Below are 12,984 nucleotides of genomic sequence, written 5' to 3'. Positions count from 1 at the left end.
GTACGCACCGACAGCGTAGGCGCCCCCGTACTCTGGAGGTATGAGCACCACCCCGACCCCCGAGCCGGCCCCCGCGGAACAGCCCTCAGAGCCCCGTCGGCCGACCGGGCAGCCGCGTCCGCACGCCGCGCTGATCTTCGACGATCCGCTGGACCAGCAGTCCTCGGACGACACCGACGACGGCTGGGGGGACCGTCCCGCGGGCAGCGGCGGCAGCTCCGCCGATCTCGCCCGCTTCCTCGACGAGAAGCCGCCCCACCACATTTGAGGCAACCGCCCCGGGGTGGGCGCTCCACAGTGCGTCGCCAGGGCGCACGAGCCCGGCAAGATCCAGACGCGAGGCCCTAAGGCGCGCTTCGGCCCGGGCTGCTGCCGCCGGGGCCGCGCTGCGCGACCAGAGCGTCCCTGATCTCCTTGAGCACTTCCAGCTCGCTGACCTCGATGACCTCCTGCACCTCTTCCTTGGCGGCCTGCTGCCTGGCGCGCCGGGCGAGGTACTTGGCCATCGGCAGGACCATCAGGAAGTACACGACGGCGGCTGTGATCAGGAAGGTGAGAACCGCGCTCAGCACCGTCCCCCACATGATCGGAATGCCTCGGACGACCTCGCCCGCGTCGTTCAGCTTGCACGGTGCCTTCAGGCACGAGCTGTACTTGTTCAGATCCTGTGTGCCGAACGCGCCGACCACCGGGTTGATGACGCCCTTGACGACCGAGGTCACCACGTTGGTGAACGCCGCCCCGATGACCACCGCCACCGCGAGGTCGATCACGTTGCCGCGCATCAGGAAGGCTTTGAAGCCCTCCAGGACGCTTTCCTTCTCCTTGCTCACGAGTGAGCCTTTCTTCACATGTGCTGTCGGGGTGACAATCTGTTCCGCAACCTACGGCAGCGCGTGCCCGCGCTGTCCACCCCGCACACGCGATCAGGCGACGCCACAGCTCGCCGGTGCGAGTCCGTACCGCACGGCCCAGCTGCACCCCCGTCCGGAGCAGGCGTCCTAGAACCGGCCGCACCCGCGTCGCGCCGTTCCGCACCCGACTCCACACCGCGCGGATCAGCACAGCGTCACCGCCAGCCGCGAGGTGGCGCTCGCTCCGGCCAGCGCCGTGGCGGTGGCGCGCGGCACGGACAGAACGATGAGGGCCCCGCCCTCCGGCGAGATCTCCAGGGCCTTCGGGACATCCGCGACCCGGGCGCCCACCGCCACCACACGCGCCTCGGGCCCGCTCTCCCCGATCCCCGCGGATCCCGGCGGCGGCACCGCGGACGCGATGACATCGACACGGTCTCCCCGGCGCAGCAGCCGGACCGTCGCCGCGTCGGCGATACGCACGGGCGCGGACACCATTTTCACCGGCCGCGGAGTCCGATGTCCTCGGGAGGGCGGCGACGCGCTGAGGGCGCCCGGGGCGGCCCCCGCCCGGGCCTCGGCCCCCGCGGTGCCGCCGGCCGCGCCGCCGGCTCCGGCGGCGGCCAGCGCGGCCGCCGTCATGGCCAGACCGGCCGCCGCCGCCCGCCGTCGTTTCCTCAGGACCCTGCGCAGCCGCTGCCGCGATCCGCCCACGCACAGTGGAGGGAACGGCGGCACGTCGCGCGGCTCCGGCGTGGCACCGGACGGAAGAAACCGGGGACGCGGGGCGACGAGGGGAGGGTGTGCGTAGGAGGGAAGCGCGGGAGCGCGGGAGGGATCATGCGTGAAGGAACCGGACACGGCGAACACCGCCTGACGTGAGAAGTTTCTGCGGTCGCTCCTCACGATGCACCGGCCGCGGAGATCCCGCTGAGGCCTGTGGATCAGTTCCCGATTGTGGATAACTCCCTCACTCGCAAGGGTGGTTCAGGGTGCTACCCATCGAATTGCCCCGCTTCTGTGCGTAGCCTGAGCGGGAGCGCGGCAATTCAAGATCGCGCGACGATTCAAGATCAACGGGCCAGTCCAGGATCAAGACGCACCGGGGTCAGGGCAGTTGAATCCCGGTGTCGATTCCGTCCAGCGCGTGCGCGCACAGACAGTCGCGTGCGTCGTTCGACGGCAGTCCGGCCACGGCATCGAAAAGCACGGTGCGCAGCCGGTCGACGTTGGCGGCGAAGACCTTGAGGACCTCCTCGTGGGAGACCCCCTCGCCGGCCTCGGCCCCGGCGTCCAGATCCGTCACGAGCGTCATGGAGGTGTAGCAGAGCCCCAGTTCACGGGCGAGTACGGCCTCGGGGTGACCGGTCATCCCGACGACCGACCAGCCCATCGCCGCATGCCAGCGTGACTCCGCCCGCGTGGAGAAGCGGGGGCCCTCGATCACGACGAGCGTTCCGCCGTCCACCGGCTCCCATTCGCGCCCACGCGCTGCCGCCAGGGTTGTCCTGCGCCCTTGGGGACAGTACGGATCGGCGAGTGAGATATGGACGACTTTGGAGGCGCTGCCGTCCGGCAGCGGCAGCCCGTCGTAGTACGTCTGGGTGCGGGCTTTCGTGCGGTCCACCAGCTGATCGGGTACGAGCAGTGTGCCCGGGCCGAACTCCGGCCGCAGTCCGCCCACCGCGCACGGTCCCAGAACCTGCCTCACGCCCACGGAGCGCAGGGCCCACAGATTGGCGCGGTAGTTGATGCGGTGCGGGGGAAGGCCGTGCGAGCGCCCGTGACGGGGCAGGAACGCGACCTTCCGGCCGGCGATCTCGCCGAGGAAGAGAGAGTCACTGGGCGGTCCGTAGGGGGTCTCCACCTGGACCTCCGTCACATCCTCCAGGAAGGAGTAGAAGCCGGAGCCACCGATCACGCCGATCTCTGCATTCACCATCCGGTCACAGTAGCGGGACCCCCGCACCCGCATCCGGTACGGGCCTGCCGGGCCCGCGTGCGCGGGGCCACGCAAAGGACCCCGGCCGTGGGGAACGGCGGGGTCCTGGCGGTGAAAGGAGGCGAATCAGGCGGCCGAGGAGCCGCTGGAGCTGCTCGACGAGCCGGACGACCCGCTCGTCGAAGAGGAGCCGGAACCCGAAGAGGAGGACGAAGCGGACGCCGAGGCCTTGGAGTCCGAGGACGGCTTCGCACCCGAGGAGCCGGAGCCGGAAGCCCCGGAGCCGGAGGACCCTGAGGAACTCGCCGCCGCGGGCGCGCTGCTCGACGACGAGCCGCGGCTGTCATTGCGGTAGAACCCGGAGCCCTTGAAGACGATGCCGACCGCGGAGAACACCTTCTTCAGGCGTCCTTCGCAATTCGGGCACACCGTGAGGGCGTCATCGGTGAACTTCTGCACCGCCTCGAGGCCCTCGCCACACTGGGTGCACTGGTACTGGTAGGTCGGCACTTGCTCCTCCTGGCACTCTCACTCAATGAGTGCTAACGACGCTCCATAGTGACCTATTCCGAGCGATCAGTCCACTGTCACCGGGACGCGGTGACTCACGCCACGCGCGGCGACCCGTCCCGAAGCCTTCGGGGCGAGCCGTGAACGCAGTGCCACCAGGGTGGCCAGCGCCAGCGCCGTGCCCGCGAGCGGGACCACGAATCCGGCGCTCGAACCATAAGCGTCGGCGAGCTGTCCGGCGGCCGTGACCGCCGCCGCCTGCCCGAGCGCGACCGCGCCGGTCAGCCACGTGAACGCCTCGGTGCGCGCCGAGGCGGGCACCAGCGACTCGACCAGCGTGTAGCTCGTGATCAGGGTGGGAGCGATGCAGAGGCCGACCAGCAGTCCGAGGCCGGCGAGGAGCGGTACCGAGTGCACGGTCCAGAGAGCGGAGGCGGCCACGGTCAGCACCGCGTACCCCACCAGCAGCCTGCGGCGCGGCCCGGTCTTCCAGGCCACGGCGCCGCAGACGATCCCGGCGAGCATGTTGCCCGCCGCGAAGATCCCGTACAGGAGGCCGTTCATCCCGGGGTCGCCGATCTCCTCCGCGAACGCGGTGAGGGAGACCTGCATTCCGCCGAAGACCGAACCGATCCCGAGGAGGGCAACAGCCAGTACCCGCACGCCGGACACGGAAAGAGCCGATACCCGAGGGGAGCCTGAGCCGGCCGCCCTGTCGTGCCGGTCCGTCCGGGGCTCCGTGGCGCGCTGGGCTGCGAAGAGCAGGCCGCCGACCAGCGTGAGTGTGGCCTCGGCGATCAGTCCGGCCGCCGGATGGATGCCGGCACAGAGAGCGGTCGCGAGCACGGGGCCGATGACAAAGGTGAACTCGTCCGTCACGGACTCGAAGGCGGCGGCGGTCGGCAGCAGGGACGACGAGCTGCGCCCGCCCGAGTTCGAACCCGAGCCCGAATCTGGCTCCGCACCCGCACCGGCACCCGCACCCGCACCCGCTTCCGAAGCCGAGCCGGAGTCCGCCCCGGGGGACGTTTCGGCCGGGCCGAGCAGCGCAGCCCAGCGTGAGCGCACCATCGGGCCGATCTGCGGGACGGAGGCGCCCGTCGGCAGGGCCGCGGCGAACAGCGCCCAGAGCGGAGCGCCGGTCAGCGTGAGCGCCACCAGCGCCGCCACGGACGCCGCGTGGATCACCACGCCCGGCACCAGCACGGCGCGCTGCCCGTACCGGTCCGCGAGCTTGCCGCCCTGCGGGGCGAAGAGCGCCATGGAGACACCGGTCACCGCGGCGACGGCGCCGGCCACGCCGTAGGAGCCGGTGGTGTGCTGGACGAGAAGGACGATGCCGATCGTCAGCATCGCGAAGGGCTGCCGAGCGGCGAAGCCCGGGAGCAGGAACGTCCAGGCGCCCGGGGTGCGCAGCAGCCGCCCATACCCGGGGCGGGGCGTCGCGCCCTCCGCCCCGACAGCGTCCGTGCCGGTACCGGCGCCGGTGTCGACCGTGTTGCGGGACACGGCCCTTGCCTTTCTGCCGCCTGGTAGCGCGCCCCTGTACGGCCTCCGTCGGTCACGGGGCCGGGCGCAGCCGAGAGCTGTCCTCTTGCGCGGAACTGCGGTAGATACCAGGGCCCACTGAGGGGACAGCCACGGCCGCCATACGGTCGCGCCAGCACTGCGTCAGGCAGAGTTGGTCGATCAGTAGATGCAGATGATGTCGAAGGATTCCGAGAGACGCAGACGACGGACGGGGCCGATCATCTGCGCCTTTATCGTACAGGCAGGTGTCTCCTGAGCACCTGGGCAAGCCCGTTCACAGAGGGCGGACGAGGGGCGGGGCAGAGGGCGGTTACGGGGCCTTGCCGCCCGCGCCGGCCCCCGTACCGACCCCGTTGCCCGTGCCCAGCCAGCCGGCCAGCTTTCCGCCCTGCCCGACGGCCCGCAGGCGCCGTTCCGCCGCGTCGCGCACCGGGTCCGTGGCCACCACGAGCAGTTCGTCGCCGCGGCGCAGCACGGTCGCGGGAAGCGGTACGAAGCTCTTCCCGTCCCGTACGACCAGCGTGACCGCGGACCCCGGCGGCAGCCGCAGCTCCGCGACCTCCACTCCGTGCATCTTCGACCCCTCGGGGATCGCCACGGAGAGGAGGTGGCCGCGCAGCCGTTCCAGCGGCGCCGACTCGATCCCCAGGTCGGACGCCTCGGAGGAGTCCCCGAGCCGCAGCGCCTTCGCCAGCCAGGGCAGCGTCGGCCCCTGCACCAGCGTGTACACGACGACCAGGATGAAGACGATGTTGAAGATCCGCAGGCTGCCCTCCACCTGCGTGACCATCGGAATGGTCGCCAGGATGATGGGCACCGCGCCGCGCAGCCCCGCCCAGGACATCAGGGCCTGCTCCTGCCACGGGATCCGGAAGGGCAGCAGGCTGACCAGGACGGACAGCGGCCGGGCCACCACGGTCAGGACCAGGCCGACGACCACCGCGGGCAGGAAGTCGTCGCCCAGCTCGTGCGGGGTCACCAGCAAGCCGAGCAGGACGAACATGCCGATCTGCGCGATCCAGCCCAGTCCCTCGGCGAAGCCGCGGTTCGCCGGGGCGTGCGGCAGTTTCGAGTTCCCGAGGATCATGGAGGCGATGTACACGGCGAGGAAGCCGCTGCCGTGCGCCGTGGCGCCGACCGCGTACGCCGACACCGCGATGGCCATCACGGCGATGGGGTAGAGCCCGGAGGCCGGCAGGGCGACGTGCTTCAGCCCGTACGCGCCCGCCCAGCCGACCGTCAGCCCGACGACGGCGCCGATGGCCAGTTCCAGAACGATCTCGCCGACGAGGATGTACCAGTGCTCGACCGGTCCCGCCGCCGAGAGCGCGACCACCATGATCACCACGGGGGCGTCGTTGAAGCCGGACTCGGCTTCCAACGCTCCGGTCACCCGGGACGGCAGCGGGACCTTGCGCAGCACGGAGAAGACCGCCGCGGCGTCCGTCGAGGAGACGACGGCCCCGACGATCAGCGCCTGCCGCCAGTCCAGGCCGATCAGATAGTGCGCGGCGGACGCCGTGACGCCGACGCTCACCGCGACCCCCACCGTCGACAGGGCGGCGGCTATGGGCAGCGCCGGTTTCACTTCCTTCCACTTGGTGCCCAGGCCACCCTCCGCCAGGATCACCACCAGTGCGGCATAGCCGATGACCTGGGTCAGTTCGACGTTGTCGAACTTCACGTGGAAGAGGCCGTCCTGCCCTATGACGACACCGATCCCCAGGTACAGCAGCAGGCTGGGGAGGCCGCTCCGCGACGAGATCCGGACGGCGGCGACCGCGATCAGCAGCACGAGCGAGCTGATGAGCAGCAGTTCATTGAGATGGTGGACAGACAGCGGCCGATCCTTCCCCTCGCGCACGCCGGATCGTTCCTCCGGGCGCCGGTACTTCGTTACCTTACCTAATCTTTAACGTTTTCTTGACGCTTTCGATCGCCAGTACGAGCGTTGATGTGATTTCCATCGCGGTCGACGGGGGCGTCAGGCGTACGAGGCGGTACGACAAGGGCGAAGGGTGGTGAATTAGCGGGGGAATCCATGTGTCAGTCTCTGTGTGATCATTCTGTGATCGTCGGATCAGTCGCACTACATGACACCGAGTCGGGGGCGTGGAACCCCTGCGCCTATGGTTGCTCCAGCATTCCAGGACCACCCTGCCCCTCGAAGGACAGCGATGCCCGCCAACACAGCCCCCCCTTCCGTCAAAAAGAAGGGGCGACGCGCCCGTCTGATCGTGATCGTCCTGGTGCTGGCGCTTGTCGCGGGTGTCGGCTATGGCGCGTTCTGGGGCGTCAGTACGGTCCGTGCCTCCTTCCCCCAGACCACGGGGAAGGTCACGCTCAAGGGCCTGTCAGGACCCGTGGACGTCCGGCGCGACAGCTATGGCGTCCCGCAGATCTACGCGAACAGCGACGCCGACCTGTTCCGCGCGCAGGGGTACGTCCAGGCGCAGGACCGCTTCTGGGAGATGGACGTACGGCGGCACATGACCGCCGGCCGGCTCTCCGAGATGTTCGGGAAGGATCAGGTCAAGACCGACACCTTCCTGCGCACCCTGGACTGGCGCGGAGTCGCCCAACGCGAGTACGACACCGTGCTGTCGGAGGAGACCAAGAAGAACCTCCAGGCGTACGCGGACGGCGTCAACGAGTACCTCAAGGGCCGTGACGGCAAGGACATCTCGGTCGAGTACGCGGCCCTGAGCTTCACCAACGACTACACGCCCGAGAAGTGGACCCCGGTTGACTCGGTGGCGTGGCTCAAGGCGATGGCCTGGGACCTGCGCGGCAACATGAAGGACGAGATAGACCGTTCGCTGCTGACCAGCCGGCTGAGCGAGCAGGAGATCAAGGACCTGTACCCGGCGTACCCGTACGACCGGAACAAGCCCGTCGTCAGCGAGGGCGGGATCGACCCGGTCACGGGCGCGTACGACCCCAAGGCCCAGCCCGCCGGTGACAGCGCGGGCACCGACGGCGGAACGGGGACGGGCACAGGAACCGGCACAGGAACCGGCACAGGCACCGGCGGCAGCATAGGCACGGACGGCAGTACGGGCACGGGTACCGGCACCGGCACCGGAGTCAGCACCGACGGAGGCGTCGACCAGGCCGGCGCCGCCACCCAGGGCTTCGAGGCGCAGCTCGGCGCCCTGTCCGGCACCCTGGACGAGATCCCCTCCCTGCTCGGCCCGAACGGCAGCGGCATCGGCTCCAACTCCTGGGTCGTCTCCGGCAAGTACACGACGACGGGCAAGCCCCTCCTCGCCAACGACCCGCACCTCGCGCCGCAGCTCCCCTCGCTCTGGTACCAGATGGGGCTGCACTGCCGCAGCGTCTCGGAGACCTGTAAGTACGACGTCGCCGGTTACACCTTTGCCGGACTGCCCGGAGTGATAATCGGTCACAACCAGGAGATCGCCTGGGGCTTCACCAACCTGGGTGCCGACGTGACCGATCTCTACCTGGAGAAGGTCAGCGGCGACACGTACCAGTACGGCTCGGAGAAGAAGAAGTTTAAGATCCGCCACGAGACCATCAAGGTCGCCGGCGGCGCCAGCAGGAAGATCACGGTCCGCTCGACCGACCACGGTCCCGTGGTCTCCGACCGCAACAGCGAGCTGGAGAAGGTCGGGGAGAAGGCGCCGGTGGGCGACGTCGCCCCGGACCGGGGCACCGGCTACGCGGTCTCCCTGGAGTGGACCGCGCTCCAGCCCGGCAAGTCCATGGACGCCGTCTTCGAACTCAACAGGGCCAAGGACTTCGCCGGCTTCCGCAAGGCCGCCGAGCACTTCGAGGTCCCCTCGCAGAACCTCATCTACGCCGACGAGAAGGGCAACATCGGTTACCAGGCGCCCGGCCGGATCCCGGTCCGGGCCGAGGGCGACGGCAGGATGCCGGCGCCGGGCTGGGACCCGAAGTACAAGTGGAAGGGGTACATCCCCTTCGACGAGCTGCCGTACGAGTACAACCCCGAGCGCGGCTACATCGTCACCGCCAACCAGGCCGTCGTGAACGCGGAGAAGTACCCGTACCTGCTGACCGAGGACTGGGGCTACGGCGCCCGCAGCCAGCGGATCAACGACCTCATAGAGTCGAAGACCAAGGACGGCGGGAAGATCTCGACCGACGACATGCAGACCATGCAGATGGACAACACCAGCGAGATCGCCAAGGTGCTGATGCCGTATCTGCTGAAGATCGATGTCCCGGACCCGGCCATCCGCGAGGCGCAGAAGCTCCTCGAAGGCTGGGACTACACCCAGGAGCCCGACTCGGGTGCCGCCGCCTACTTCAACGCGGTCTGGCGCAACGTCCTCAAGCTGGCCTTCGGGAACAAGCTTCCCAAGGAGGTACGCGTCAAGGGTGAGTGCCTCAATGTGCGTTCCGCCGACTCGACCGGTCCGGTGGACGGCCAGGACCAGCTCGTACGGGAGTGCGGCCAGCGCGACCCCGAAGAGGCGCAGCCGGACGGTGGCGACCGCTGGTACGAGGTGGTGCGCGGCATCATCAAGGACGAGGACAACTCCTGGTGGAGCTCTCCGAAGAGCCGCAAGGACGTCGCCACGACGACCCGTGACGGGCTCCTGAAGCGCGCCATGACGGACGCGCGCTGGGAGTTGACGGCCAAGCTCGGCAAGGATGTCTCCAGCTGGAGCTGGGGCCGTCTGCACCAGCTCCAGCTGGAGAACCAGACCCTCGGCACCGAAGGTCCCGGTTTCCTCAAGGAGATGCTCAACCGAGGCCCGTGGAACCTCGGTGGCGGCGAGGCGGCGGTCAACGCGACCGGCTGGAACGCGGCGGGCGGTTACGAGGTCGTCTGGGTGCCCTCCATGCGGATGGTCGTCAACGTGGGGGAGTGGGACAAGTCCCGCTGGATCAACCTGACGGGCTCCTCGGGGCACGCGTACGGCGCGCACTACACCGACCAGACGGACAAGTGGGCCAAGGGCGAGCTGCTCGACTGGGCCTACACTCCCAACGCGGTGCAGAGCGCCACGAAGGACACGCTGACGCTCGAACCGTAGGGCGCGGGCTCGACGGGCTCCACGGGCTCGCGGGCTCTTCCGGCGCTCGGCCCGCCGGGTTCACCCGGTCACCCGGGCTGTCCCCCGGTCACCCGGTCATCGGGCCGTCGGACGATCGGAAGCGTCTGACGCCCTCCGGTGTCACCACGGCTTGTACGGGGTGGTCGTGCGGTTCCTCCGGGACCCGCGCGACCACCTCGTTCGCGTACAGCAGCACCACGAGGGACGGCGCGGCCCCCGCACGTGCCAGCCGGCTCAGCACCCGGTCGTACGAGCCGCCGCCCCGGCCCAGCCGCATCCCGCGCCCGTCCACCGCGAGGCCGGGCAGCAGGACCGCCTCCGCCTCCAGGACGGCCTCCGGGCCCAGTCGGGGCCCGTCGGGTTCCAGCAGCCCCCGTCCGGCCCTCACGAGCCGTTCAGCGCCCTCGTAGCGGGCCCAGTCGAGATCGTTGTCGGTCAGCAGCACCGGCAGCAGGACCCGGACGCCCCGTGCGCGCAGCGCGTCGAGCAGTGCGCGCGTGCCCGGCTCGCGTCCGACCGACACGTAGGCCGCGACGGTACGGGCGCGGGCGAGGTCCGGCAGGTCCAGTGCCCTCCGGGAGAGAACCTCCGCGGCCTTCCGTACGTCTTCACCGGACAGCATCCCGCGCGCGGCGAGGAGTTCACCTCGCAGAACGCTCTTTCCCGGCGCGCCGGGAACGTCGTCGCTCATAGGGCGTCACAAACCTCTCGTATCTCTCCTATGGGCTTGCATGAGGCGAAAGTTAACCGAAACATCATCTTCCGCCCATAATCACCGGATAGGCTCCGCGCCATGACTCATTCGCCCTCCAGGATCACCAAGGCTGTCATCCCCGCCGCCGGCCTCGGCACCCGGTTCCTTCCCGCCACCAAGGCCACGCCCAAGGAGATGCTGCCGGTCGTCGACAAGCCGGCGATCCAGTACGTGGTCGAGGAAGCGGTGGCCGCGGGGCTTTCCGACGTCCTCATGGTCACCGGCCGCAACAAGCGCCCTCTTGAGGACCACTTCGACCGGAACTACGAACTGGAGCAGGCGCTGACCCGCAAGGGCGACGCCGGGCGCCTCGCGAAGGTCCAGGAGTCCAGTGACCTCGCCACCATGCACTACGTACGCCAGGGCGACCCCAGGGGCCTCGGGCACGCCGTCCTGTGCGCCGCCCCGCACGTAGGGGACCAGCCCTTCGCGGTCCTGCTGGGCGACGACCTGATCGACCCGCGCGACCCGCTGCTCGCGCGCATGGTCGAGGTCCAGGAGCGTGAGGGGGGCAGTGTCGTGGCCCTCATGGAGGTCGATCCGGCGCAGATCCATCTGTACGGCTGCGCCGCCGTGGAGCCCACGGGCGACGCCGACGTGGTCAAGGTGCACGATCTGGTCGAGAAGCCCGACGCCGCCGACGCCCCCAGCAACTACGCCATCATCGGCCGCTATGTGCTGGACCCCGCCGTCTTCGGCATACTGCGCACGACCGAGCCGGGCCGCGGGGGCGAGATCCAGCTCACCGACGCCCTCCAGCAGCTCTCCGCGGACGAGAAGGTCGGCGGACCGGTCCACGGCGTCGTCTTCCAGGGGCGGCGCTACGACACCGGTGACCGGGGCGACTATCTTCGTGCCATTGTCAGACTCGCGTGCGAACGTGAAGACCTGGGCCCGGACTTCCGGACCTGGCTCCGCAGTTACGTCAGCGAGGAGATGTAGCACTTGAGCAGCTCGGCAGAACCGGCACCCGCGCCTGCCCCGGACCCGGCCGCCGCCCCGGCCTCCGGGCAGGACCGCCTCTGGTCGGTGGAGGACCATCTCGCGGACATCCTCGCCGCGGTCCGTCCGCTCGACCCCATCGAGCTGCAACTGCTCGATGCCCAGGGCTGCGTCCTCGTGGAGGACGTCACGGTTCCGGTCGCGCTGCCGCCGTTCGACAACAGTTCCATGGACGGGTACGCGGTCCGTACGGCCGACGTGGCGGGGGCGACCGAGGAGTTCCCCGCCGTGCTGACCGTCGTCGGGGACGTGGCCGCGGGCAGCGGCGCGCTCCCCGAGGTCGGCCCCGGGCAGGCCGCCAGGATCATGACCGGAGCCCCGCTGCCGCCCGGCGCCGAGGCCGTCGTCCCGGTCGAGTGGACCGACGGCGGTACGGGCGTCGGCGCGGCCACCTCCATGCGGCCCGCCGGGGAGGGAGGGGCCGGCGCGAGCGGTGAGGTACGGGTCCACCGCTCGGCCGAGGCCCGCGCCCATGTCCGCGCCCGCGGCAGCGATGTGGGCGCCGGCGACCTCGCCCTGAAGGCCGGTACGGTCCTCGGCCCGCCGCAGATCGGCCTGCTGGCCGCCATCGGCCGGGGCAGGGTCCGGGTCCGCCCGCGCCCGCGCGTGGTCGTCCTCTCCACCGGGAGCGAGCTGATCCAGCCGGGCGAGTCGCTCGGAGAGGGCCAGATCCACGACTCCAACAGCTTCGCCCTCACGGCCGCCGCCAGGGACGCGGGCGCCCTCGCCTACCGGGTCGGCGCCGTCACCGACGACGCGGAGACCCTGCGTGCCACGATCGAGGACCAGCTCATCCGCGCCGACATGGTCGTCACCACGGGCGGCGTCAGCGTCGGGGCGTACGACGTCGTCAAGGAGGCGCTCTCCTCCGTGGGGGACGAGGACGAGGCGGGCAGCGGTATCGACTTCCGCAGAGTCGCGATGCAGCCCGGCAAGCCGCAGGGTTTCGGCTCGATCGGCCCGGAACACACCCCACTGCTCGCGTTCCCCGGCAACCCGGTGTCGTGCTACGTCTCCTTCGAGCTGTTCGCCCGCCCCGCGATCCGCGCCCTCATGGGGCTGGAGGACCTGCACCGCCCGACGGTCGGGGCGACGCTCAAGGCGGAGGGGACGCTCTCGTCCCCGGCGGGCCGCCGCCAGTTCCTGCGGGGTACGTACGACGCCGAGGCGGGCGCCGTCGCCCCGGTCGGCGGCGCCGGCTCCCATCTCGTGGCGGCCCTGGCCCACGCGGACGCGCTGATCGTCATCCCCGAGGAGACGGTCACCGTCGAGCCGGGCACGGAGGTCGAGGTGGTTCTGATCGGCTGACGCCCCGGTGTGGCGGTACCGTATCTGCCCACA

At 70.2% G+C, this 12,984-nt stretch carries 11 protein-coding genes; 4 read left to right on the top strand and 7 right to left on the bottom strand.

All coding sequences use genetic code 11. The features are described 5' to 3' along the window. Window positions 1–40: 40 nt before the first annotated feature. A complete protein-coding gene (locus tag ACFTZC_RS02965) occupies window positions 41–268 on the top strand; it encodes a hypothetical protein (protein WP_382886254.1) in 228 nt (75 codons plus the stop codon). 76 nt (window positions 269–344) lie between these two features. Here the strand turns inward: ACFTZC_RS02965 and mscL are convergent, their stop codons facing one another. The 6 genes from mscL to ACFTZC_RS02935 form a co-directional block, all read right to left on the bottom strand. Beyond that, window positions 345–833, bottom strand: coding sequence for a large conductance mechanosensitive channel protein MscL (gene mscL / locus ACFTZC_RS02960; protein WP_382886252.1), 489 nt, complete (start codon window positions 831–833; stop codon window positions 345–347). Between the two features lie 225 nt (window positions 834–1,058). Next, entirely contained in the window at window positions 1,059–1,592 is a 534-nt protein-coding gene (locus tag ACFTZC_RS02955) for a hypothetical protein (protein WP_382886251.1), read from the bottom strand. Between the two features lie 370 nt (window positions 1,593–1,962). Then, window positions 1,963–2,796 (bottom strand): S-methyl-5'-thioadenosine phosphorylase, encoded by an 834-nt coding sequence (locus ACFTZC_RS02950; protein WP_382886249.1) that lies wholly within the window; start codon window positions 2,794–2,796, stop codon window positions 1,963–1,965. A 126-nt stretch (window positions 2,797–2,922) separates the two neighbouring features. Continuing rightward, a complete protein-coding gene (locus ACFTZC_RS02945; protein ID WP_382886247.1) occupies window positions 2,923–3,306 on the bottom strand; it encodes an FmdB family zinc ribbon protein in 384 nt (127 codons plus the stop codon). A 66-nt stretch (window positions 3,307–3,372) separates the two neighbouring features. Further along, window positions 3,373–4,725, bottom strand: a complete 1,353-nt coding sequence (locus tag ACFTZC_RS02940) for an MFS transporter (RefSeq protein ID WP_382886714.1) — start codon at window positions 4,723–4,725, stop codon at window positions 3,373–3,375. A 421-nt stretch (window positions 4,726–5,146) separates the two neighbouring features. After that, the gene (locus ACFTZC_RS02935; protein WP_382886246.1) at window positions 5,147–6,700 is read right to left on the bottom strand and encodes a potassium/proton antiporter; all 1,554 of its coding nucleotides are present in this window, start codon (window positions 6,698–6,700) and stop codon (window positions 5,147–5,149) included. A 313-nt stretch (window positions 6,701–7,013) separates the two neighbouring features. On the opposite strand from ACFTZC_RS02935, the gene ACFTZC_RS02930 reads away from it, so the two are divergent. Continuing rightward, window positions 7,014–9,866, top strand: a complete 2,853-nt coding sequence (locus ACFTZC_RS02930) for a penicillin acylase family protein (protein WP_382886244.1) — start codon at window positions 7,014–7,016, stop codon at window positions 9,864–9,866. A gap of 88 nt (window positions 9,867–9,954) precedes the next feature. Here ACFTZC_RS02930 and ACFTZC_RS02925 read toward each other — a convergent pair whose 3' ends face one another. Then, window positions 9,955–10,578 carry a 5-formyltetrahydrofolate cyclo-ligase gene (locus tag ACFTZC_RS02925; protein ID WP_382886242.1) on the bottom strand — a complete coding sequence of 208 codons (624 nt, stop codon included), beginning with the start codon at window positions 10,576–10,578 and terminating at the stop codon, window positions 9,955–9,957. 102 nt (window positions 10,579–10,680) lie between these two features. Here ACFTZC_RS02925 and galU point away from each other — a divergent pair, with 102 nt between their 5' ends. After that, entirely contained in the window at window positions 10,681–11,583 is a 903-nt protein-coding gene (gene galU, locus ACFTZC_RS02920) for a UTP--glucose-1-phosphate uridylyltransferase GalU (RefSeq protein ID WP_365813942.1), read from the top strand. A 3-nt stretch (window positions 11,584–11,586) separates the two neighbouring features. Continuing rightward, window positions 11,587–12,951, top strand: coding sequence for a gephyrin-like molybdotransferase Glp (glp, locus tag ACFTZC_RS02915; protein WP_382886240.1), 1,365 nt, complete (start codon window positions 11,587–11,589; stop codon window positions 12,949–12,951). Window positions 12,952–12,984 lie beyond the last annotated feature (33 nt).

Origin of the sequence: Streptomyces sp. NPDC056987 (assembly GCF_042673865.1) — a bacterium.
In the GTDB taxonomy this organism is placed as follows: Bacteria; Actinomycetota; Actinomycetes; order Streptomycetales; family Streptomycetaceae; genus Streptomyces.
Note: the sequence above shows the minus strand (reverse complement) of the source record. Positions and strands in the feature narration are given on the sequence as shown.